This window comes from Pseudogracilibacillus auburnensis, assembly GCF_003201975.1.
Classification (GTDB): Bacteria; Bacillota; Bacilli; order Bacillales; family Amphibacillaceae; genus Pseudogracilibacillus; species Pseudogracilibacillus auburnensis.
Genome location: NZ_QJJQ01000012.1, coordinates 90,507 through 112,373, shown reverse-complemented (window position 1 = coordinate 112,373; position 21,867 = coordinate 90,507). Strand labels below are relative to the sequence as shown.

The 21,867-nt window shown below is 33.6% G+C and carries 25 protein-coding genes; 22 read left to right on the top strand and 3 right to left on the bottom strand.

Annotated features, from left to right (window positions below; all coding sequences use genetic code 11):
* Position 1 precedes the first annotated feature (1 nt).
* The 4 genes from DFR56_RS15690 to DFR56_RS15675 all read left to right on the top strand — a co-directional run bounded on the left by DFR56_RS15690 (position 2) and on the right by DFR56_RS15675 (position 2,463).
* Positions 2 to 868 (top strand): 5'-3' exonuclease, encoded by an 867-nt coding sequence (locus tag DFR56_RS15690; RefSeq protein WP_242694815.1) that lies wholly within the window; start codon positions 2 to 4, stop codon positions 866 to 868.
* A gap of 64 nt (positions 869 to 932) precedes the next feature.
* Entirely contained in the window at positions 933 to 1,721 is a 789-nt protein-coding gene (locus tag DFR56_RS15685; protein ID WP_110396394.1) for an arylamine N-acetyltransferase family protein, read from the top strand.
* 119 nt (positions 1,722 to 1,840) lie between these two features.
* Entirely contained in the window at positions 1,841 to 2,158 is a 318-nt protein-coding gene (locus DFR56_RS15680; RefSeq protein WP_110396393.1) for a rhodanese-like domain-containing protein, read from the top strand.
* A 98-nt stretch (positions 2,159 to 2,256) separates the two neighbouring features.
* On the top strand, positions 2,257 to 2,463 hold the full coding sequence (locus DFR56_RS15675; RefSeq protein WP_110396392.1) for a DUF1657 domain-containing protein: 207 nt from the start codon (positions 2,257 to 2,259) through the stop codon (positions 2,461 to 2,463).
* Between the two features lie 118 nt (positions 2,464 to 2,581).
* On the opposite strand, the gene DFR56_RS15670 is transcribed toward DFR56_RS15675, so the two are convergent.
* Together DFR56_RS15670 and DFR56_RS15665 are read right to left on the bottom strand one after the other, a co-directional pair.
* The gene (locus tag DFR56_RS15670) at positions 2,582 to 3,211 is read right to left on the bottom strand and encodes a L,D-transpeptidase family protein (protein WP_242694814.1); all 630 of its coding nucleotides are present in this window, start codon (positions 3,209 to 3,211) and stop codon (positions 2,582 to 2,584) included.
* Between the two features lie 19 nt (positions 3,212 to 3,230).
* On the bottom strand, positions 3,231 to 4,052 hold the full coding sequence (locus DFR56_RS15665) for a hypothetical protein (protein WP_110396390.1): 822 nt from the start codon (positions 4,050 to 4,052) through the stop codon (positions 3,231 to 3,233).
* A 206-nt stretch (positions 4,053 to 4,258) separates the two neighbouring features.
* Here DFR56_RS15665 and DFR56_RS15660 point away from each other — a divergent pair, with 206 nt between their 5' ends.
* The 8 genes from DFR56_RS15660 (at position 4,259) to DFR56_RS15635 (ending at position 9,522) form a co-directional block, all read left to right on the top strand.
* The gene (locus DFR56_RS15660) at positions 4,259 to 4,801 is read left to right on the top strand and encodes a DUF7010 family protein (RefSeq protein WP_110396389.1); all 543 of its coding nucleotides are present in this window, start codon (positions 4,259 to 4,261) and stop codon (positions 4,799 to 4,801) included.
* A gap of 225 nt (positions 4,802 to 5,026) precedes the next feature.
* Entirely contained in the window at positions 5,027 to 5,275 is a 249-nt protein-coding gene (locus tag DFR56_RS23510) for a hypothetical protein (protein WP_244916555.1), read from the top strand.
* The gene (locus DFR56_RS15655) at positions 5,269 to 6,183 is read left to right on the top strand and encodes a CapA family protein (protein ID WP_244916554.1); all 915 of its coding nucleotides are present in this window, start codon (positions 5,269 to 5,271) and stop codon (positions 6,181 to 6,183) included. Before DFR56_RS23510 ends, DFR56_RS15655 begins: the two co-directional genes overlap by 7 nt.
* A 44-nt stretch (positions 6,184 to 6,227) precedes the next feature.
* Positions 6,228 to 6,926, top strand: coding sequence for a Type 1 glutamine amidotransferase-like domain-containing protein (locus DFR56_RS15650; protein ID WP_110396388.1), 699 nt, complete (start codon positions 6,228 to 6,230; stop codon positions 6,924 to 6,926).
* A 23-nt stretch (positions 6,927 to 6,949) separates the two neighbouring features.
* Positions 6,950 to 7,618 carry an HD domain-containing protein gene (locus tag DFR56_RS15645; protein ID WP_170124507.1) on the top strand — a complete coding sequence of 223 codons (669 nt, stop codon included), beginning with the start codon at positions 6,950 to 6,952 and terminating at the stop codon, positions 7,616 to 7,618.
* A 368-nt stretch (positions 7,619 to 7,986) separates the two neighbouring features.
* Positions 7,987 to 8,175, top strand: a complete 189-nt coding sequence (locus DFR56_RS24030; RefSeq protein WP_372442957.1) for a putative holin-like toxin — start codon at positions 7,987 to 7,989, stop codon at positions 8,173 to 8,175.
* Between the two features lie 598 nt (positions 8,176 to 8,773).
* Positions 8,774 to 9,037 (top strand): hypothetical protein, encoded by a 264-nt coding sequence (locus tag DFR56_RS15640; protein ID WP_110396387.1) that lies wholly within the window; start codon positions 8,774 to 8,776, stop codon positions 9,035 to 9,037.
* 29 nt (positions 9,038 to 9,066) lie between these two features.
* Entirely contained in the window at positions 9,067 to 9,522 is a 456-nt protein-coding gene (locus tag DFR56_RS15635) for an ASCH domain-containing protein (protein ID WP_110396386.1), read from the top strand.
* Between the two features lie 143 nt (positions 9,523 to 9,665).
* Here the strand turns inward: DFR56_RS15635 and DFR56_RS15630 are convergent, their stop codons facing one another.
* Positions 9,666 to 10,007 (bottom strand): winged helix-turn-helix transcriptional regulator, encoded by a 342-nt coding sequence (locus DFR56_RS15630; protein ID WP_110396385.1) that lies wholly within the window; start codon positions 10,005 to 10,007, stop codon positions 9,666 to 9,668.
* A 277-nt stretch (positions 10,008 to 10,284) separates the two neighbouring features.
* Here DFR56_RS15630 and DFR56_RS15625 point away from each other — a divergent pair, with 277 nt between their 5' ends.
* From DFR56_RS15625 to DFR56_RS15580, 10 genes are all read left to right on the top strand, one after another.
* The gene (locus tag DFR56_RS15625; protein WP_110396384.1) at positions 10,285 to 11,028 is read left to right on the top strand and encodes a 3-oxoacyl-ACP reductase family protein; all 744 of its coding nucleotides are present in this window, start codon (positions 10,285 to 10,287) and stop codon (positions 11,026 to 11,028) included.
* Positions 11,029 to 11,145: 117 nt separating this feature from the next.
* On the top strand, positions 11,146 to 12,309 hold the full coding sequence (locus DFR56_RS15620) for an MFS transporter (RefSeq protein WP_110396383.1): 1,164 nt from the start codon (positions 11,146 to 11,148) through the stop codon (positions 12,307 to 12,309).
* A 763-nt stretch (positions 12,310 to 13,072) separates the two neighbouring features.
* Entirely contained in the window at positions 13,073 to 13,609 is a 537-nt protein-coding gene (locus tag DFR56_RS15615; RefSeq protein ID WP_110396382.1) for an RNA polymerase sigma factor, read from the top strand.
* Positions 13,596 to 14,378 carry a hypothetical protein gene (locus tag DFR56_RS15610; RefSeq protein ID WP_146214303.1) on the top strand — a complete coding sequence of 261 codons (783 nt, stop codon included), beginning with the start codon at positions 13,596 to 13,598 and terminating at the stop codon, positions 14,376 to 14,378. The genes DFR56_RS15615 and DFR56_RS15610 overlap by 14 nt, the downstream gene beginning before the upstream one ends.
* The gene (locus DFR56_RS15605) at positions 14,365 to 15,240 is read left to right on the top strand and encodes an ATP-binding cassette domain-containing protein (protein ID WP_110396380.1); all 876 of its coding nucleotides are present in this window, start codon (positions 14,365 to 14,367) and stop codon (positions 15,238 to 15,240) included. Before DFR56_RS15610 ends, DFR56_RS15605 begins: the two co-directional genes overlap by 14 nt.
* Positions 15,218 to 16,369, top strand: coding sequence for a hypothetical protein (locus DFR56_RS15600; protein ID WP_110396379.1), 1,152 nt, complete (start codon positions 15,218 to 15,220; stop codon positions 16,367 to 16,369). Before DFR56_RS15605 ends, DFR56_RS15600 begins: the two co-directional genes overlap by 23 nt.
* Before the next feature lies 1 nt (position 16,370).
* Positions 16,371 to 17,597, top strand: a complete 1,227-nt coding sequence (locus DFR56_RS15595) for a hypothetical protein (protein ID WP_110396378.1) — start codon at positions 16,371 to 16,373, stop codon at positions 17,595 to 17,597.
* A 1,046-nt stretch (positions 17,598 to 18,643) separates the two neighbouring features.
* Positions 18,644 to 18,838, top strand: a complete 195-nt coding sequence (locus DFR56_RS23255) for a hypothetical protein (protein WP_110396377.1) — start codon at positions 18,644 to 18,646, stop codon at positions 18,836 to 18,838.
* Positions 18,839 to 18,968: 130 nt separating this feature from the next.
* Entirely contained in the window at positions 18,969 to 19,649 is a 681-nt protein-coding gene (locus tag DFR56_RS15585) for a conjugal transfer protein (protein WP_244916553.1), read from the top strand.
* Between the two features lie 618 nt (positions 19,650 to 20,267).
* On the top strand, positions 20,268 to 21,863 hold the full coding sequence (locus DFR56_RS15580; RefSeq protein ID WP_110396441.1) for a Vga family ABC-F type ribosomal protection protein: 1,596 nt from the start codon (positions 20,268 to 20,270) through the stop codon (positions 21,861 to 21,863).
* Positions 21,864 to 21,867: the final 4 nt, after the last annotated feature.

The window sequence follows — 21,867 nt, the reverse complement described above, 5'->3', positions numbered from 1 at the left end:
TTTGACGAATAGAATTTTATTAGTAGATGGAATGGCATTGCTATTTCGTGGTTATTATGCAACTGCATACAGTGGTAATTTTATGAAAAATGACCATGGTATCGCAACCAATGGAGTTCATCAATTTTTACGATACTTTTTGGACGCGATTAAGCAATTTGATCCAACCCATGTTTTTTGTTGCTGGGATATGGGAAGTCAAACGTTTAGATCTGAGTTATATGACAGCTATAAAGCAAATAGAGGAGAGCCACCTGAAGAGCTTATTCCTCAATTTACGTTAGTAAAAGAAGTTGTCGATACGTTTAATATCCCCAATATTGGCCTTGTAAATTATGAAGCCGATGATATCATCGGCTCCATTGCCAATCAATATTGCAAGGAACATGAAATAATCATTCAGACGGGAGATTATGATCTTCTTCAATTAGTGAGAGAGAATGTTGATGTTGCTATTATGAAAAAAGGGATTGGGAACTACGATCTATTCCAACAGGCTAATTTTTATGATAAAAAAGGATTACAACCGCACCAAATTATTGAATTTAAAGGATTTACTGGTGATAGTGCAGATAATTATCCAGGGATAAAAGGTATTGGGGAAAAAACAGCAACAAAATTATTGCAAACATACGAGACGTTTGCTGCCGTTTTAGAAGCAATAGATGAATTACCACCTGGAGTAAGAAAAAAAATTCAAGAAAATATGGACATGTTTTATTTATCCAAACAATTAGCAGAAATAAAATGTGATATTCCAATTGATTGTGTATTAGATGAGGCAAAAATTGAATTTGATATCGACTCAATCGATACGAATATAAAAGAGCTCGGTGTACGTATCCGTTCAATCGGAGAGTTTATGTAATTTTGAACATGTAAAGGATCATCCATTGATGGTCTTTTTATTATAAGTAAAAGAGGTGGGTAATGTGGAAACATTTTTACATGAGATAAAAAAAGTACAAGATCAATTTACAAATGAAATTGATCAAATTGCCGCGATTCAACGCTATTTTGCACATATCTTTGCATTTGAAAACCTTGATGTTCTGTTAGGAAATGAAGAACCGATTACCGAACCATTTTTGTTGGATAAAATGGTTCAGCAAAAAAGAGGTGGACTTTGTTATGAATTGAATGGACTAATGCATCTCGTTTTAAGAGAATTAGGCTATCCTGTAACACTCTCTGCTGCAACAGTTTGGTCTGATAATGGTTGGATTATGGATAAAACTCATACGATCAATCTTTACCAAAAAAAGAATCATTTATATTTAATTGATAGTGGTTCAGGAAATAATTTAACTTTGCAACCATTACAACTAGGTGGATCTGAAGTAACTTCGCCTGCAGGAACATTTCGATTACGACGAAGAGAAACAGAAAGAGGTTCGATCGTATCAGAAAAACTCTCTACAGATGGCTGGACATTAAGATATGCCTTTTATCCAGTATCGGTTGGTTGGGATGATTTGACGAGAATTAAATATTTAATTCATCATCATCCAGATTCACCATTTAACAAGAAATTATTATTTGCAAAAACAATGGAAGATGGAACAATGTCCATTACGAATGATCGTTATCGATATAATAAAAAAGGAAAAACAGAGACAATTACTTTTAATGACAACGCTGAATTGTTAACGATGTTAAAGGAATTTGCAAATAAATCAGTGTATGATACCGCAAATAATTATGTTACAAACGGACGATAATCAACTTCGTTCAGATACATAAGGAAGAACGACCTAAGCCAAATCAATTACTAGACTTTTCTATCAAGATCATTTAAAATACCAACGTACCGATTGTTTTTGGTAAGGGGGTTTAATGCATGATTATCTATAAAAACCAAATCACAAATGAAGAACTAGAGCAGAAACTAAATGAGCAAAATGTCGTTATTTTAGATGTTCGTGAAACGGAAGAATATGCGTTAGAACATATACCGGGTTCTGTTTTAATTCCATTAGGACAATTGGAAGAACGGTGCAATGAATTAAGCAAAGATAGCGAAATATATATTATTTGTAGGTCTGGTGGAAGAAGTAATGAAGCTTGCCATATTTTACAAGCCAACGGATTTACGCAAGTATTTAATGTGTTGCCTGGTATGATCAACTGGCATGGAGCAATTGATTCAGACTTTTAATATGAAGTACGTATGAAGTTTTAAGTATCGATCGATACTTAAAACTTTTTTCATATTATCACATAGATAGGAAATAGTAAAGCTAGGAGGTGACGACATTGACAGTAGGTACTCAGTTACAACAAACAATCGCAAATTCTGAAAGTGTGATGGCAAGTTTAAAAACATTTGCTCTTGAAACACAAGATCAAAATGTTAAGCAAATGTTTCAACAGCTCGCAGAACAACAAAAAACAATTACAGACAACTTAAATAACCGATTACAATATATTCAACAAGAAGAACCACAATATAAAGAAATGTAACATAAAATGAATAAACCTCATGAAATCAAATTTAAAAACCTTGATTTCATGAGGTTTTATCTTTACGATTTGTTCGATAATCCATTAGTTTCGACTTTATGTCCAACCTCTTTTTTTGCTATTCAATTAACCCTAATAATAAATATTCCCTAAATGAAACAACTCCGTTAACAGAAACTTGATTCAACTTTTGAAATTCTCTTATTGCATACTCTGTTTTAATCCCATATATACCATTTATATCTCCATCATATAAGCCCATTGCTTTTAATCTTCCTTGAACAAGTTGAACTAAATTACCTTTAGAACCAACTGATAAATTTTTAAATTCACCTTCCCCAGTCCCAGTTATTGGACCGTCAATAAGGACAGGAGTATCAATCGAAATCATTTCATACAATTGCTCTACATCTTTATTATGCATACGAATACAGCCACTACTTACATCCTCACCAATAAGATGCGGTTTATTTGTACCATGAATACCGTAAATTCCCCATGGGACATTTAATCCTAACCATCTCGATCCAAATCCACCACCCCATGATTTCGCTTTTTCCATTACTTTATATTCTCCTACAGGGGTAGGAGATAGCTCCGTACCAATAGATATGGGGAATTGCTTAATGACTTTACCATTTTCTAACACATATAGTTCTTTGGACCACATATTGATTTTGATGGTTAATTCTTTCTCTTCTGCTAATGTATAAGTAAAAAACAGCAAAGTTACTATGATACTCATCATACATATATATACATATTTCCTATTCATTTATATCACTGTCTTGTATATATTGTTCATTATCGACTCTCCATGGATCAAGTGGTGATAACCGAACTAAATGTATTTTTCCATCATAATTTATTTTTTCATTATCCTCAGTGGTCCAATCAATTTTTACATCAAATGCTAAATGAAAACCATGATGATCAGTGCCCGGCTCTATATCAATGGCTGCTAACTTGATACTTTCTATTTCACGAAAGTATTTCTCCCAGTCCATCGGTTGGATTGAAAAAGTAGAAATAATTTTTTGGTCACGCTGTTTGATCCCAATGATAAAACTTTTTACAATTTCCGCAGGTTCTGCACTAGCATGAAAGGCATCAAGCTTACCAGCTGCTTTATAAATCATTAATTTATGCGATAAATCCATATTATTTGATCGATGCGTTTTACTTCCATTAAAGTGGATACAAAAATGTCCTGGAAAATTATTTTGTAGTGAACCTGCTCCATGTGGCATTCCATGCATGGAAGCAGCGATCCAATGGTTTTCTGACATGACAATAATTGCTCTTCTTCGCCAATCCCACTTCCCATCATATATTTCTTTCATTATTTTCGTATCATCCGCTGTTAAAGGTTGCACATCAGCATGCCTATTTCCAGCACGTCTTTGAACTGTAAACTTTTTTCCAGTGTCCACGTCCATCACTGTAAAAATACTTTTATTTGGTAACATGTCGTTCACCTTTTCCCAAGATAGCATTTCAATCGGAAGACCAATTTCTTCGCCATTCAATTTGCTAGTCGGTAAGAAAAATAAAATTAGTATAATTACTATTCTTATTGTTTTATACATGCATCCCACTCAATTCCATCATTATTTTTTTCATATCAAGAGTTTTCCTTAATTCAAATAACTTATTCATGATTCTTTTATAACAAGTCATTACTATATATAATTATAAATATTTCATAAAATATACTCTTTTTCTGATACAAAATGTTATAATCATGCTATCTGAGTAAAAGATACAAATCCATCAATTAAAGGGGGGATCATCATTGAATTTGATAAATATAAAGACAGACTTATCTATAAGAGGGAAAAATGGGTTACCATTTATCGCATCAGCCACATTAATTTGGACAATCATGACTATTATTTTTCTCATGCCGCTACCTTTAAAGCAGCAGAACATTTTCATATTAATGACAACAGGATTAATGTTTCCTCTTTCCGTTCTTATGGCAAAAGTATTAAAAGCTGAGTGGAAGTTTAAGAAAGACACACCTTTGGCTGACTTAGGCTTATATTTGAATTTAGCTCAATTCATTTATTTTCCAATTGTTTTTTGGGCATTGATAAAAAGTCCAACTGAAATGATTTTATTTTTTGCTATCATTACTGGTGCACACTTTTTTCCATATGGTTGGTTTTATCATACAAACGTGTACTATATATTTGCACCAATTACTGCCGTCCTTGTAACAATAATCGGATTTTTTGCAAATGGGAAGCTTTGGCTTATTCCTTTAACAATCGTTATTTTACTATTAATTATGATTTTGTTACTTTACATAGATTATAAGAAAAAAAGAATTTAATAAAATTAATCTAAATGCCCCCTTACATACAAGTCTCATCTATCTTTAATATAAAATTCTTGAAGCTATACAATTGGTTAGTTATAATTTAGAGAAACTAACCCATTTGTATAGTTTTTCCATTTACTTAATAATTATTGACTATTCAATCGGATAAAGAAGTCAATCCAAATTGGTGTAGGTGAATTAGAATTGTATACATTATTTTCCAAAAGGGGATATAAGATGAATTACAAAAGATATAAACAAAATTTAATTCTTATCATTTTCATTATTTTAGTTGGTTGCTCAAGTAAAACAGTCAATAATGAGATAGAAAATGAAATGTCTTCATCACTAGTGGAGCAGAAACAAGATGAAACCAAAAAAGTAGAGAAGGAAATAACAATTTCAGCCGTTGGTGATATATTAATTCATGATCGTGTGTATCATGATGCAAAAGTGGAAGCAGATATGATTTTTCGCCAATGCTAAAACAAGTAAAAGATTTTTTAAGTGATGCAACGATTACATTTGCCAATCAGGAAACGATGATTGGGGGAACAAGCCTAGGATTATCTGGATATCCAACGTTTAATAGTCCTCATGAAATTGGAGATGCATTAAAAGAAGTAGGAGTTAATGTTGTTTCACTTTCAAATAACCATACATTAGATCGCGGGGAAAAAGCGGTTCAAAGTGCGATTGCATATTGGGAGGAAATTGACATGATGTATGTTGGGGCATATAAAGATCAACTAGATCGTGATGATATACGAATAATAGAGACAAATGAAGATATTTCCGTTGCATTCCTTGCCTATTCTTATGGAACAAATGGCATACCTGTACCGGATGGAAAAGATTATTTAGTTAATTTAATCGATAAAGATGTAATGAAAAAGGATATCGATGAGGCAAAGTTAAAGGCAGATGTGGTTATTTTGAGTCTCCATTTTGGAAATGAATATGAACGTATGCCAAGTAAAGAGCAAAAGGATTTAGCTCAATTTGCAGCAGACCAAGGCGTACACGCTGTTATAGGTCATCATCCCCATGTACTACAACCTATAGAGTGGGTGAAGGGAGAAGAAGGAAATGAAACATTGGTGGCATATTCATTAGGAAACTTTCTTTCAGGACAATATGAGTTATACCGAAGAATTGGGGGAGTTTTAACATTTTCGATACATAAGACAATTGAAAAGGGTACAGAGAGAATCGAAATTCAAAGGTCACAGTTTATGGCTACATATGTACACGACGAAAATGAAACAGATTATCGGGTCATTCCAATGTCAAATGTAACCGATCATACTTTAGAAAATGCGAATGAACATTTTGAAGAAATAAAAAATCATGTATCTCAATGGCTTCCAGAGTTGGAGTTTATAGAGGAGTAAATAAAAACAATAGCTTAAAAATATCTATTTGAAAGGAAGTTAACATGAAACAAATAATAGCCCTTGGTGGCGGAGGATTCTCTATGGAGCCAGAAAATCAATTATTAGATAAATATATTCTTCATCAGTCTAAAAAAACATCTCCAAATATTTGTTTTATCCCAACCGCTAGTGGAGACTCAGATAATTATATTTCTAAGTATTACACCTTTTTTGAACAGCAAAAGTGTCAACCTTCTCATTTATCACTTTTTCAACCACCCACAAGAGACTTAGAAGGATTTTTGTTAGAAAAAGATATTATATACGTCGGGGGCGGAAACACTAGGAACCTATTAATTTTATGGAAGGAATGGGGATTAGATGTTATTTTAAAAAAGGCGTGGGAGCAAGGTATTGTCTTAACTGGTTTAAGTGCTGGTTCTATTTGTTGGTTTGAAGAAGGGGTGACCGACTCATTTGGCGATCAACTGGAGTCATTAAAATGTTTAGGCTTTTTAAAAGGAAGTAATTGCCCGCATTATGATGGGGAATTGGAAAGAAGACCTTCCTACCATCAGTTAATAGCTACCAAAAAAATGCTACCTGGAATAGCAGCTGATGATGGTGTTGCCATACACTTTACTGACCAAGAAATAAGTAAAATTGTTAGTTCAAGACCTAATGCTAAAGCATATAAAGTCTATTTCGATCGTAATATCAATGAGATAGAGCTAAAAACAGAGTATTTAGGAAAAAGATGAAACTGTTGGAGAGGAGTCATTGAATGTGTCGTTCAAATGATGCAATAGACAAAAACGAAGTGATCACTAACACAATAGCTTATGTACAAAATGCTTTAGAAGGGGAAGGGACAGGGCATGATTGGTGGCATATTGATCGTGTGACAAAATTAACGAAAAAAATAGCAGAAAAAGAAAATGCGAATATGTTTATATGCATAATGGCTGCGTTATTACATGATATAGCAGATGAAAAATTAAATGAAAGTGAGAAAATCGGTATAAAAAAAGTAAGAAGTTGGCTTGCCTCACAATCAGTTGATCATGAGGCTACGGAACAAATTATGGATATTATCACATCTATTTCGTTTAAGGGTGGGAATGGATTACAGTTAAATAGCGTGGAAGCAAAGGTTGTCCAAGATGCTGACAGACTTGATGCAATTGGAGCAATTGGTATTGCAAGATGTTTTGTTTACAGTGGGGCAACAAGCAGTCCGATTCATGATCCATTTATAAAGCCTCGTGAGCACATGACAAAAGAGGAATATCGGCACAACAAATCAACTGCCATCAACCACTTTTATGAAAAATTATTAAAATTAAAGGATTTGATGAATACAGAAACCGGTAAACAATTGGCAATCGAAAGACACCGATTTATGGAAATGTTTTTAGATGAATTTTATGAAGAATGGGAAGGGAGAAGGTAACAACCTTTCTTTATACCACTAAAAACATTCTTATTTCTCTAAACGAATAGAAGATGACGAATTGGCAGAGTTGATAATTCACTATAGATCAATGCAGGAATTGTATGGAAATTCCAGTTATGACTAAGGAACTCGTGGAGAGATTAGATCCAAGCAGAAATCGATTTTTCACCTCAAGAACGGCTATTGGTGAACGTGAAGGTAAATCCGATGGGTGTAGAGGTTAAAATCTTCGTAAAAACTATTGCTTATTATATTGAGAGAATGCCATGGCGATTTTTAATTCTGTTAAAGGTTTAAGAAATTAACCAATTATAAAATACCAGTTGTATGTGAAAGTTTTAAAGTAGTATATCAAAATAATCTTTATGAGCTTGTTTTATTATGCTATACTTTCATCGAAGTGTAATAAGGCTTTCATGGGTGGTGGCTCGCTTTCTTTCCTTAAGTTCTTAAAGGAAGGGAGGTGGTGCCTTATGACAGTTTTTGAGTCATTGTTAGTAATGCTCACTTTTGGAGCACTAATCGTGTCCATACTGTCACAACAAAAAAAGTAACCGCCCAGTGAGCCTAGTAAGCATTTTGGGTCGATTACCGTTTTGACTTGATATGTGAGCCGCCCCCTGAAGGGCTATTACACGCTAGACCGTCCATGTTCCAGCATGGGCGGTCATTTATTATGTTATGACATTCTATGCATAGTATACCTTATTTTTACTAAAATTTAAACCTTTAAAGATAGTTAGTAATAAACAAATATATTTAGATTTATCTATATAAATTTAAGTTTTCCTTAAGGTTTTCTTAATAAATCATTATGACTTGTTTGTTAAGCTTTTAGTATAAGGAAATGAGGGATTCCTAACTAAACAAGAAGAGGAGTGCTAATAGATGTCCGAAACAATGGTAATTATCTTATTTATAACGATTGGTTTATCTTTAGCTACAGTAGGATTTATTATGCTATGGAAATTATTTGTCATACTAGTAAAAATCAATAAAAAGCTATGATATATAGCGGAAGCAATAGCAGCTACTGTTATCAATGGAAAGCCAAGTAATAAAACATACAATGTTGGTGAAGATATTGCGTTATCAGAACAAGAATTAATTGGTTATATTGCTGATGAAATAGGATGGATAGGTGAAATAAAGGTGGTTGATAAAAGGGATATACCGCAGAACCTTCTTGACTCTTTGCCTGAACATATAGTAGCAAATAATAACTATCAGCAGGATTGGATAACAGATACAACTCAATTTAGAAAGGAATTTAATTTTAAAGAAAGTATTCCATTAAAAGAAGCTATTAAAAGGACCGTTAAATGGAATCGAAAAAATCATCCCAAGGAACTGCATAAAGAATTCAACCCATCTAAGGTTGACTATGAATATGAAGACAGAATATTTCAAACTTAATCTAAGAATACATAAAGTGGGGGTTGTAAATGAGTAATGAATCCGTTGTTGGAATGTGGGAGAAGTATAAAAAAAATAATCCAAATGTACCAAAGTACTATGAAGCATGGGCATTTGGTAATTCGATTGAAATGGCTGATAAACTAGCGAAATTAGTGCTAGACGGATTAAAAACAGCAACGTCATCAAATTACTTACTATATGGGGAAAATGATGCTTTGTCATATGTTGGTCTTCATAATATTTTACTCGATGGAAATGAGGAAGCTGTTGCAATTGTCGAAACTACGTTTGTAGAAATTATTCCTTTTAATGAAGTTACGAAAGAGCATGCTTTTTTAGAAGGTGAAGGGGATCGGTCATTAGACTATTGGCGTAGAGTACATAAAGACTTTTTCGAAAAAGAATTAAAAGAAATTAATCAAGAGTTCAATCATAAAATACCAGTTGTATGTGAAAGATTCAAGTTAATTTACAAAAAGTAAGCTTTAGAGTATTATACTGTTATTTTCTTTAGAAATAATATTCAAAGTATAAAAAGTGCCTTGTATCCTCTAACAATTTACTAGATGGACAAAAATAAGGATTGAATGCAGCATATATCTACTGATTCAATCCTTTATTATATTTATATCTTTTTGCTTCCTTTTTTTTGCATAAATTCCTGGTGCATGAAACCCCAAGTACACATATTTGTTAATACAGGTTCCAACGTTTGTCCGTGTTTTGACAAGGAATACTCCACTTTTGGCGGAACTTCTTGATACACAACACGATTGACCAGTCCGTCTTTTTCTAATTCCCTAAGCTGCTGCGTTAATACACCTTGAGTCACTCCTGGCATTAAACGTCTCAATTCTCCAAAACGTTTTGTTCCATCTTCTAAAAGAATAAATAAAATAAGCGGTTTCCATTTACCTCCAATCGCTTGGAGTGTTTTAATAATTCCATGTGTTGTGGACTGTTCCAATTAGATCCCCTCCCAATGAATTACTTAATGGTCATCATCGTATTCGTACATTAATCATACCAAAGGGAAACAAGAATGAGAATGAATCGATTATAAAGATATTAATCTGATGTCGTCTGGACAACTTGATGAAAAATATAAGCGCTTCTACACAAGGCGCCGCTTAAATTGTACCCTTTTCCATACTTAGTACGAAAAAGATGCGTACTTTTCAAACTTCATTCTACTCAGCATAATGGTATATATAAGTATGTAGTAAACAGAGGAGGAGAAATGGATGACATTATCATTAAAAAATAAAGTGGCACTTGTTACTGGAGGGAGTCGAGGCATTGGAGCAGCCATTGTAAAAAAACTTGCACAGGAAGGTGCACATGTCGCCTTCACTTATATTCATTCGGAAGAAAAGGCACAAGATGTGGTGGCGAAAATTACAGATATGGGACAACGCGGGCTTGCCATCCGAGCAGATAGTGGTAATTCTAAAGAAATAATGGAGGCAGTTGAACGAACCGTAGATGAGTTTAATCGACTTGATATTTTAGTAAATAATGCAGGTATTTTCCCCACTGGTCTACTTGAGAATATCACACTGGAAGAAATAGATCATACATTGGCAGTTAATGTGCGAGGTGTATTTTTAGCTTCTCAGGCAGCATTAAAGCATTTAGGGAAAGGAGGACGGATTATTTCGATCGGTTCTTGTTTTGCTCACCATGTTCCTAAGCCGGGTATCAGTCTTTATGCCATGAGTAAATCCGCCTTGATTGGCTTTACGAAAGGACTTGCACGTGATGTAGGTTCTCGTCACATAACCGTCAATGTTGTTGATCCGGGCTCCACGGATACAGATATGAATCCAGCCAATAGTCCGAATGCAGATGAAAAGATAAAATTGCTAGCACTAGACCATTACGGTGAAGGAAAAGACATTGCAGCAATGGTCGGTTTCCTTGCTAGTGAGAGTGGAAGGTTTATTACAGGAACATGCATAGCAGTAGATGGGGGATTTGGAGCGTAAAAAGCGATGTTTATGAACGGTATGTTAGCATTGGCAATTCAACCCATTTTCAGCAGTATTTAAATGTAATAGAGTTTACAGAAATACAGATTAAAGAGCATGATAGGAGTTGATTTGATGCCATTTGCTGTTTATATATTAGGTTTTCTTATTTTTTCTCAAACAACATCTGAATTTATGGTAGCTGGAATCATGCCATCTCTTTCAGATGAATTTGGGGTTTCGACTTCCGCCATTGGTTACCTGATTTCGGTCTATGCTGCGGGGATGATTATTGGAGGACCACTATTAACTATTGGGTTACTGAAAATGCCGCGAAAAAAAGCCCTTTTAGCCATTACTAGTATCTTCCTGATTGGGCAGGCTTTAGGCTCCATTGCTTCTAGCTATGAGGTGATGATTGTGGCACGAGCTATTACAGGTGTTTCATCTGCCGCTTGTTTTGGTATTTCCATGGCAATCACCTTTCACCTTGTTGAAGCACAGTCACGTGGTCGAGCAGCTTCCGTTGTTCTTGGGGGATTAATGATTGCTACTGCTGCTGGACTACCATTAGCAATGGTTTTTAATCAATATTTCGGATGGCGTGCTAGTTTTTGGGCTATTATTATTTTGGTACTTTTGGCGGGATTATTAGCTCAATGGTTTATTCCTTCAACGATAAAACAAGAACAGGTAAGTATTCGGAAGGAACTCGAGTTATTTAAGAGCTATCCTTTGTGGGCTGCATACGCCACTAGCATGTTCATTATTGGAGCAACCTTTGCTGCTTTCAGTTATTTTACGCCAATTTTAACCAATTTAACAGGGATCACTCTAAATATAGTGCCATTCATTTTGGCTATGTATGGAGTAGCTACAATTATTGGAAATATCATTGTAGGTAGACTAACCGATTCCTATATGTACCCTACTTTAACTACTGGACTAAGTTTACTCACTATTGCATTAGTTATATTTAGTCTATTTGTAAAAATAGCGACGATTTCAATCATGGTCATTTTTATCATTGGTCTAGTAGGAGTTTCGCTAAATCCTGCCATGGCAACGCGTATAACGAGGGTTGGTGGAACAGGAACGCTCGTTGCGACAGTACACACGTCTATTATCAATTTAGGAATTGTGATCGGTTCTTCTATTGGTGGACTAACGATTGATGCTGGCTACGGGCTCGCGTCACCATTGTGGGTTGGCGCACTATTGGCAATGATTGGTTTAATATCCTTACTGCCTGTTTTTCGAGGCAAATGTCATGCTCTAAATACCCGAAGATATTCATAACTTGAATTATGCTAAAATAAACGATATAAATATTAATTAGAAATTGGTGCAAATGTTTAGGAACTTACCTTTTCTAATAGTTATGTTAATAATGGGATGTAGTGCTTTAACCATTTCCCTAACGATACAATACAATTGCCAAAAGTTTTTAAATCGCCCCTTAGGTTGAGTTAATTATACTATTTTTAAAAATTATCGTAAAATACAAAACATTTAACTAAAAGAATGATGTTTCAGTGATAATTGACCTGGGATATGGAAACACAATAGAATAATAATTTTTTAGACGTTCAATTAAAATGAGCGTCTTTTTTATTTCCTTAAAATGAAAAGTAGAGGTGCAATATGACCGAACTAAATTTAGGAAGTTTATTTGACGGAATTGGTGTATTTCCATTGGCAGCGTCTCGTTACGGGATTACACCGATATGGGAAAGTGAAGTTGTTGTGATTGTTCTATAATTATAAAATTGTTTATTTTGAGTTATAGAAAAGTTTAATCATTATTACTTTATATTGTTCAATGATTAAGGACTTAAATCAAATATCCCTATGAGTAAAAGCATTTATATAAAAAATAGCGTAGTATTAAATGAGTTAAGGAATTAATAGATTTTTTTCAGGAATAAATTTGATATAGATTAAAAATAACAAACTTTTTTTCTAGAAAACTAACTATGAAAATAAATAGTAAAAAAGTGCAACGATTGTAAGATAGATTTCGAATATATAGGTAATGAATGAAATCAAGGGGAGTAGAAAAGTGTTAACCAATAAGCGTTTAATTCGTTACATATTAAAAAAAGGTTCGAATCAGGCTGCAAATGAATTGATTCGACGTTATTATGATGACCTGTACTTTTATCTTTATCGTCAGTTAGGTAATGGAAATGACGCTCTTGATTTAACACAGGAAGTTTTTATTGCTGCTCTAAAAGGATTGAGTTCATATGATGATCGCAAATCTTCATTTCGAACGTGGCTCTTCCGTATTGGAACCTATAAAGTCATTGATGTACGCCGCAAAGTGAAGGTAACTTGGTTAGAATTGAAAGATGTGCAGTGGGTAGAAGAAAAAGATTTTGATGAAAGTATGTATCAGAAGGAACTATTAGAAGCGATCAATCAATATGTTGCAAGTTTTCGTCCAGAAATTCAAGAAATCTTCCGATTACGAGTTTATGGGGAATTATCTTTTCCTGAGATTGCTTCATTACTTGTTCAAAAAGAAGAACGAATCAAAGCACAGTATTATCGATTGATTAAGAAAATTAGGGAGGAGTTTCGTGAACATGAATAAAGAGAGAAAGAATATCCTTTTGACACAGAATGAAAAGGAAGATAGCATTGCTTTTATTTTAAAAGAAGTCAATCTTCAGCCTGTAACATTTAGAGCATTTCTTCGTTCTTATTTTCAAGAAGTTGGTTTCCGTTATCTTTTTTGGGGAATGGGAGACATTTTATTTATTGTTGGCCTTTTGTTGGTAGGAGTAGGGATATTGTATTTTCCCGATTTACATCATTTACTTGGAAATAATCACCGCGATGAAATTTATTTTACTGTTTTTATGGTATCGCCTCTTTGCTATGCACTTTTGTATTTTCTTGGGATTTGGAAAGAAAGACTGTTAGGAACCTTCGAACTAAAAATGACACTACGAGTTTCTTTGAAGGAACTACTCATTTTACGTATGTTGGCGTTTAGTGGGATTTCTTTGGTTGTTTCTGTGGGGAGTAATGTCCTTATTTGGCAATTACTTGGTCAAGAACTTTCGTTGATGAGATTGTTTAGTCTGTCGTTTTCTTCCTTGTTTTTATTTGCGAATATTCAACTCCTTTTAGAATATAGAATGCCGATGCGTTGCAGTCATTGGATAACGCCAATTATTTGGGGTGCAGTAGGAGTTCTGCTTGTTTGGAAACAAGAAGGGATCGCTCAGTTTTTATTGTATGTACCGGTTTCGATTGTCACAGTGATTGTTTTTGGATTACTACTTTTATTTATCTATTTATTGCGTCACAACTACTTTATGAAAAAGGAAGGAACGATTTACTATGTTAGTGCTTAACCGTGTCAGTAAAAAATTTCAGTCCAATCCAGTTTTGGAAGATATCTCTTTAACTTTTGAAAATGGTGTTTATGGATTACTGTCTCCAAATGGCGCAGGAAAAACGACATTATTAAAAATGATTACAACACTTTTATTCCCTACTTTCGGTGAAATATTATGGAACGGTCAAGCAATTAAAGAGCTGGGAGCCGATTATCGTGGAATATTAGGTTATTTGCCACAAGATTTTGGTTATTATGGCAATTACACTCCTACAAAATTTCTATTATATATCGCAGCATTACAAAAAATGAATAAGAAAGAGGCGAAAAAAAAGATTGATGAACTGTTGGAACTTGTTGCACTCTCTGATGTAAAAAACAAGAAAATGAAACGTTTTTCAGGGGGAATGATCCAACGGGTAGGAATTGCTCAAGCGATGTTAAATAATCCGAAGTTACTCATTTTGGATGAACCGACAGCAGGCCTAGACCCAAAAGAACGTGTTCGTTTTCGTAATTTGATTCATCGTCTTGCTCAAGACAGAATTGTCATTTTATCTACACATATTGTTTCGGATGTTGAGACGATCGCTAAACAAATCGTTATGATTAAAAATCATCGACTATACTGCTGCGAAACGTCTTCTCAAATTACTCAATCGGTACAAGGGAAAATATTTGAAGTTCCTACTACTTATCAATTAACGAAAGAGCAATTGCTATTAAGTGAAAGAGAAAGCGATGAAGGTCATTTGCTAAGAATTGCAAGTCCATTTGTCCCAAAGGAAGGGGTAGAAGTACGCCCAAGTTTAGAAGACGCATTTCTGTATATTTATCGAGATGAGGTGGCTACAGATGCTACGAATTATCGCTTTTGAAATTCGTAAACTATTTGAACAGCCAATGATTTACTTGTTTTTTATCGCAAGTTTATTGTTAAATACAATCTATATTGCCACAGCAGGATTGGATCATTCTTATTTAAATTATATTCAAGAAACAAGAGTAAAAACTGGGACTATAATTACATCTGAATTTGGTGAAAAACTATCTAATCAACCTTCTAGTAAGAAACAGCAGCGATTATTGACTGAAACTGCTGAACTAAAGAATGTTTTTCAACATTACTCAACAGAAGCGTTGGGTCAAGAGATGATTGATTTTTTTCAAATTCAAGGTTCAGTCGCTGAAAAAATGAAGAGAAAATACGAAAAATTGACTCCCGTTGTCCATGAATTAGCAGAAGAACAAGCTGCATTGGATGTGGGAGCCGCGGGAGAAACAATGAGCGTCTTCACCTTTATAAGAAATCGATTATTTCATGTCATTTTAGGAGAAAGTTTAATCTTTGCTTTATTGCTAGGTTTGTATGGAAGTACTTCTGAGAGATTAACGAAAACAGATGTCTTAGTGATGACCTCAAAAACAGGACGGAAAACACAAGTGAGTAAATATGTAGCGAGCTTCATACTCACAATTCTTTTTTATGCAACGATGGTCATGTTAACGTTTGGCATTTTTAATTATATGAATCCTATTGGAACGTTATGGCAAACAAGTATGTCGACACAATTTCATGTAAATGTTTATTTTCCTCAATTGCTGGAGATTCCCTTTATACCTTGGCAACCAATGACATTGTTAAACTATACGATTCTATCCATTGTATTAGGCGGCTTATTAATTACCCTCTGTCATGGGTTTAATTTTCTTGTAGGCTTATGGACAGATCAATTATTTCGCGGATTTATTGTCTTCGTTGTCATATATGTTGTCTTACTGGGACTCGAACAAATTATTAATCAAATGGGTTGGTGGAATATGCATTCCCTATTGATGTGGCATCCAATCTCCTTGTGGAAAGTACAGGGCTATTGGTTTACAGAAATGGGACCTTATGCAACCATTCCGTGGCAAGAATCCATTGCAATGGTTGTCAACTTATTTCTCTTAGGTATTGGCGGTATTTTAACAAGTAAATTCTATACCACAAAGGAGGTAAAATAAAGTGTTTACTCTTGAGTTAAAAAAATTATTTCAACCGATTTTACTTCTTGTAGCGCTCTTGATAACGATTGTGTTTTACAATCAAGATATGAGATTTATCCTTAAACATTGGCCTAATGGCGGTATGATTCCTATTTATGATCAAGCTTCTGAGTGGCAAAATCGATTCGGACAAACGCTTGAAGATGCAGAAATCGCAGAAATTGAAGCGGAATATGCTACCTTGGTCAAACATGCGGACAAGATTGTCTCGGAAAACTCTATCGCAAAACAACTCCAACTTGAAAATTATGCTGAATTTGAATCATGGTCTCAAGAAAATCTCCCGCATATAGCAATCAACGAGATGAATGAGGAAGAGAAAGAAATCAGTAAACAATTTGATGCTATTGAGCAAGACTTAATAGGTGCTACAGGTCATTCAATGGTGGATAAAATCGATGTCTTACAAAAATTATATAATTCTATGAAGCAATTTGATTCGTCAGACATGTTTCTCAATAATGAACACTATTCGGAAAAAGAAAGAGAAAGACTTTCAGAAACTTTATTTATGGAAGAAGGATGGCGCAACATTTTGCCGAGCCATTTAACTTCGACAGTTGCCCATCATTTTGAACGTATTCTTATTCTGCTAATTTTTCTATTGTCTTTATTGATCCCCTCTGTTTTCGTTAGAGACCGCTTGTTAGGGGTACAAAAAATTCAATGGAGTAGTCGTCATGGGCGGAAAATTCTTTGGACACAATTTATTAGTGGTATGACTGCTAGTTTTCTATTGATTACTTGCGTCATGGGGTTTTTTGGAAGTTTGTTGTATTTTACTGATTTTACACAATACTTCTCGAATGGGTTGAATTCATTTTTTAGTGATAGCGAAGAACCGTTACTGTATTCTTTTTATCAATGGACATTAAGTCAGTGGATAGTGAACATTGTATGGTTAGTTTATTTGATTGGGATGGCTTATAGCGGAATTCTCTTATTCCTCTCTCAAACCAGTCAACATTATTTGTCATTACTAATGAAAATCATTCCAGTTGCCTTTGTTTTTATCGTCATTGCTAATCGAGTGCTTACAGATGCGTTTTATTTAAAGAATGAATTGTATCAATGGACAAAAATTCCAATGATTGAATTATATGCGGGAATTCTTTTGTTAGTTATTTGTATCAGTTTACCGATCATTTTTTGTATTCGTCAGCAAAATCAAGATTTGTTGGATTGATCTACAGTGATGAAACATTAAAACTTTGGACACTATATAACAATTAAATAAGATGGCACATATTTCATAATGAAGAGGAAGTTTTAGAGCAATTAATAAATCGTTCAGAAAATGTTAAAGACTCAACTACACATTTTAAGGGAACGGTTGTTGTTAACTAAGAATTGATAATACACTTCGATCCTATGGATAGGATCGAAGTGTATTATCGGAATAATTTTTCTCAACCTGCGCAAATAAAACAAAAATTCATCGACAGCTTGCTGAAACTTTTCATGGTAACAACCTACAATAAATTCTATTACAGAGCCGTACCAGTAATTTATATAAGGTGGAGTTATTGTCTTACTTGGAAATATTCTAGTTTACATAATATATATTGTTTCCGAATAATTGCACATTTACGGTTCGCAAGATGCTTTTATAGTACGACCACATATATTATCTAGTACAGCACCGTTAGTTATGTACAAAAATGCTGGGTACATAACTTTTATTTTCTAGCTTGGTCAGAAGCTAGAGTTGAGTTAATTATACTATTTTTAAATGTTAGCGTAAAGTGCAAAACATTTAAGGCGAAAAATGTATGTTAGTTATAATTCATCTGAGATATGGAATCATAACTTTTAAGACGTTCAATTAAAAGTGCGTCTATATTGATTGCCTAAATATGAAGAATTGAGTTGAAATTTGACTCGAATAATATCAGAAGACTATTTGATGGAGTGGGAGTAATTCACTAAGAGCATTTGAAGTGAAAACGTTGATTTGACTGCATTTAGATGGTACGTAAAATGGATAAAACAATCAAAAATGAATAGATTCTCCGCCAAGATTCCGCCAGAGGAAACAAAGAAAATTATTTAAATATACTACTAGAAAATATTGAAACAGTTTTAAATGAAAATGCGGATAAACCAATAGCTAATATTGATGAAAAGTTAGAAGAACTTCAAATAGAACTTCTCAGGCTTGCAAATTCAAAAGAAGATTATGATGATGTAGCCGACGAAATATATCGATTGCGAGAATTGAAGCAACAAGTCATGTTGAAAAATGCAAATCGTGAAGGACTCAGACAGCCGATTGAAGAAATGATTAAGTTTTTAAAAGAGCAACCGCAGCAACTTGAAACGTATGATGATCTACTTCTAAGACGATTGATTGAGAAAATGACGATTCATGAAAGACAATTAACAATTAAATTTAAGTCAGGGATTGAGATTGCAAAAGAAATATAATATGAATACTTAACGAGTTCATGTCAAATATGGCATGGGCTTTTGTTTATGTTAAATTGACCGAAGATTCATGCCCATATACAATAATGTAAAGGGGAGTGATATCAGATGACGGATGTAAAGAAAGCGTATGATCAAATATCAGAATTTATTAGCAATGATAATGCATACCGTTCATGAAAAAGAAGTCATTGAAACAAAAATTGTGGACACAAGTGCAATTGAAAGCTTCACAAAAAGCTTTGTGAAAGATTACTATACATGGCAAAATAATAAAGAGTCTATTGAACGAAGAGAAGAAAAATTAAGCCATTATCTAACGGAGGAATTGCAAGCTTTAAATACTGATACTGTTAGAGCTGATATTCCTACCAGTTCCAGTGTAAGTGATATAAATATTTGGTCGATATCGCAGGATAATGAGGATACCTATGCGGTTGTTTATTCGGTAGAACAAAAAGTGACAGAGGATAAAAATAGTGAGTGGATTCGCTCTACTTATCGAATCATGATTCATCAAGATAATACAGGAAACTTAGTGATTACACAAAATCCCACCTTATGGAGCTTACCAAATAAATCAGATTATAAGCCAAAACAACCTGAAAGTAACGGAACGGTTGATTCTGATACTATTCAAGAAGTAACGGAGTTTTTGGAGACGTTTTTTGCATTTTATCCAACAGCGACGGATAAGGAACTTGCTTATTACGTGCAAAATAATGCCTTACCACTAATTGGAAAGGACTATTTATTTTCAGAGCTAATTAATCCTGTATTCCAACGGTCTGGAAATCAGGTGTATGTCTAGGTATCGGTGAAGTATTTGGATGAGACGACAAAAGCAACGCAGTTTTCACAGTATGTGCTCACTTTAGAGAAGGATACGAATTGGATGATTGTAAAATAAGTAAAAAGGTTCCATTGATTAAATGAGATCAATAAAAGAATATTGCATAGATGGGAGAATATTTCTAAGAATTGAAGATGTAATACTTGAAATTTATTGATTTTTATGCATATAATAAAATTACTAAATATCGGAAGGGTGAACCAAGTACATGATTTATTAATCCTATTTACAAGAAAAACATTCGTGATAAGTTACGATACGATTTTCTGAATAGGATAAATCTGTACTTTTTTAATCAATGTACTATAAATATTAAATAATATTTTTGTATTCTTTCCTATTCAGAAGTCAACGAATCATAACAACGATTTTCTGAATAGGATTAATAATGTACATTATTATATTCAAAAAGTATATGTAAATTAATTGTTTAAGTGTTTTCTTTTTGCGATTAATTATGTGCCTCCTATTCAGAAATGATAGGAGGTTTTTTGTTTTCTTAAGTAAAGATTGATAGTAAGTATAAGAATTGTTTCCCTTAATAAAAAAGTTTATGAAGTACATTATTTGTTATGTATGAAGGGAGGGGCTCGAGTAATGATTCTTGAAGCTAAGAATATTGAATTAACAATAAAAGACCGCAAACTTTTAGATATTGATCAATTATATATTCATAATATGGATAGAATTGGTGTAGTTGGTCGTAATGGAAGTGGAAAAACAACAATATTGTCCATATTGTCTGGTGAAATCGAAGCAGATAAAGGAGAAGTTATGACAACTGTAAGCCGCTATTATTTACCTCAATTGCAAGAGATGGATACTTTTAAAAGTGGTGGTGAAATAACAAAGGGTTATATTGACAAAGCATTGGCTACTAAGGCAGAAATTTTATTTGCAGACGAACCAACAACAAACTTTGATGCCCGTAGTATAGAAGAACTTGAGAAACATTTCATTCGATATCGTGGAGCAATTGTCCTTGTTTCACACAATCGTTATTTTTTAGATCAAATTTGCACAAAAATTTGGGAAATAGAAGAAGGGAACATTAAGGAATTTATCGGTAACTATACAAATTATGTGGAGCAAAAGGAATTACTCCGGCGAAAACAAAAAGACGAATATGAAAAGTTTATAACGAAGAAACGACAATTGGAACGAGCTACAAAACTAAAAGAGCAAAATGCTAAAAAAATGATTAAGCCACCTTCAAAGCGAATGGGCACATCTGAATCTCGCTTATATAAAATGGAGTATGCGACTAAACAAAAGAAATTGCATCAAAACATTAAGGCTTTAGAAACACGTGTAGAAAAATTGGAAAATGTTAAAAAACCAAAAGAACTGCCAGCAATAAAAATGAATTTGCCGAATACGGAGCAAATTAAAGGACGAAATGTAGTTCGTGTTAAAAACTTATCTGTAAACTTTGAAGATCATGTGCTTTGGAGAGATGCTTCATTTGTTATAAAAGGTGGGGAAAAGGTTGCAATTATAGGTAATAATGGGGTAGGAAAAACAACATTGTTGAAACAGATTTTATTAAGAGTACCAAAAGTATCTATTTCACCAGTGGTTAAAATAGGGTATTTTAGTCAAAAGATTGACATTTTAGAAAATATGAAAACTATATTAGAAAATGTAAAATCCACATCACTTTATCCAGAAGATATTGTACGTACAGTACTTGCCCGGTTACATTTTTTTGGTGAGGATGTTTTTAAGTCTATTGAAGTATTAAGTGGTGGAGAAAAGGTAAAAGTAGCTTTTGCAAAAGTGTTCTTGAGTGATATGAATGTATTAGTGATGGATGAACCAACAAACTATTTAGATATTGAAACTGTTGAGGCATTAGAAAAGTTATTAATAAACTATGAGGGGACAGTCATCTTTGTTTCACATGATAGCCGTTTCGTTGAGAATATTGCAACTAAAATTATTGAAATTTCCCAGCAAAAGGTTATCGAGTTCACTGGAAGTTATAAAGAATTTAGAAAAAGGAACCGGAAGACAGAACATGATTATATTAAAGATGAACTCCTAAAAGTTGAAATTAAATTGACTGAAATCATTAGTAAACTAAATAGTGAATCTTCAGATAAACTAGAACAAAAATTCCAAATGTTGATTAATGAACGCAATAATTTAAGAAATCGATTAAAAATATAGAGGA

Bases quoted from the DNA above. Each gene is read 5' to 3' on its own strand.
- DFR56_RS15680 (WP_110396393.1), top strand. From the start codon at position 1,841: ATGATTATCTATAAAAACCAAATCACAAATGAAGAACTAGAGCAGAAA.
- DFR56_RS15670 (WP_242694814.1), bottom strand. From the start codon at position 3,211: ATGATGAGTATCATAGTAACTTTGCTGTTTTTTACTTATACATTAGCA.
- DFR56_RS15665 (WP_110396390.1), bottom strand. From the start codon at position 4,052: ATGTATAAAACAATAAGAATAGTAATTATACTAATTTTATTTTTCTTA.
- DFR56_RS23510 (WP_244916555.1), top strand. From the start codon at position 5,027: ATGAATTACAAAAGATATAAACAAAATTTAATTCTTATCATTTTCATT.
- DFR56_RS15655 (WP_244916554.1), top strand. From the start codon at position 5,269: ATGCTAAAACAAGTAAAAGATTTTTTAAGTGATGCAACGATTACATTT.
- DFR56_RS15650 (WP_110396388.1), top strand. From the start codon at position 6,228: ATGAAACAAATAATAGCCCTTGGTGGCGGAGGATTCTCTATGGAGCCA.
- DFR56_RS15645 (WP_170124507.1), top strand. From the start codon at position 6,950: ATGTGTCGTTCAAATGATGCAATAGACAAAAACGAAGTGATCACTAAC.
- DFR56_RS24030 (WP_372442957.1), top strand. From the start codon at position 7,987: ATGAGCTTGTTTTATTATGCTATACTTTCATCGAAGTGTAATAAGGCT.
- DFR56_RS15635 (WP_110396386.1), top strand. From the start codon at position 9,067: ATGAGTAATGAATCCGTTGTTGGAATGTGGGAGAAGTATAAAAAAAAT.
- DFR56_RS15625 (WP_110396384.1), top strand. From the start codon at position 10,285: ATGACATTATCATTAAAAAATAAAGTGGCACTTGTTACTGGAGGGAGT.
- DFR56_RS15620 (WP_110396383.1), top strand. From the start codon at position 11,146: ATGCCATTTGCTGTTTATATATTAGGTTTTCTTATTTTTTCTCAAACA.
- DFR56_RS15605 (WP_110396380.1), top strand. From the start codon at position 14,365: ATGTTAGTGCTTAACCGTGTCAGTAAAAAATTTCAGTCCAATCCAGTT.
- DFR56_RS15600 (WP_110396379.1), top strand. From the start codon at position 15,218: ATGCTACGAATTATCGCTTTTGAAATTCGTAAACTATTTGAACAGCCA.
- DFR56_RS23255 (WP_110396377.1), top strand. From the start codon at position 18,644: ATGTTGAAAAATGCAAATCGTGAAGGACTCAGACAGCCGATTGAAGAA.
- DFR56_RS15585 (WP_244916553.1), top strand. From the start codon at position 18,969: ATGATCAAATATCAGAATTTATTAGCAATGATAATGCATACCGTTCAT.
- DFR56_RS15580 (WP_110396441.1), top strand. From the start codon at position 20,268: ATGAAGGGAGGGGCTCGAGTAATGATTCTTGAAGCTAAGAATATTGAA.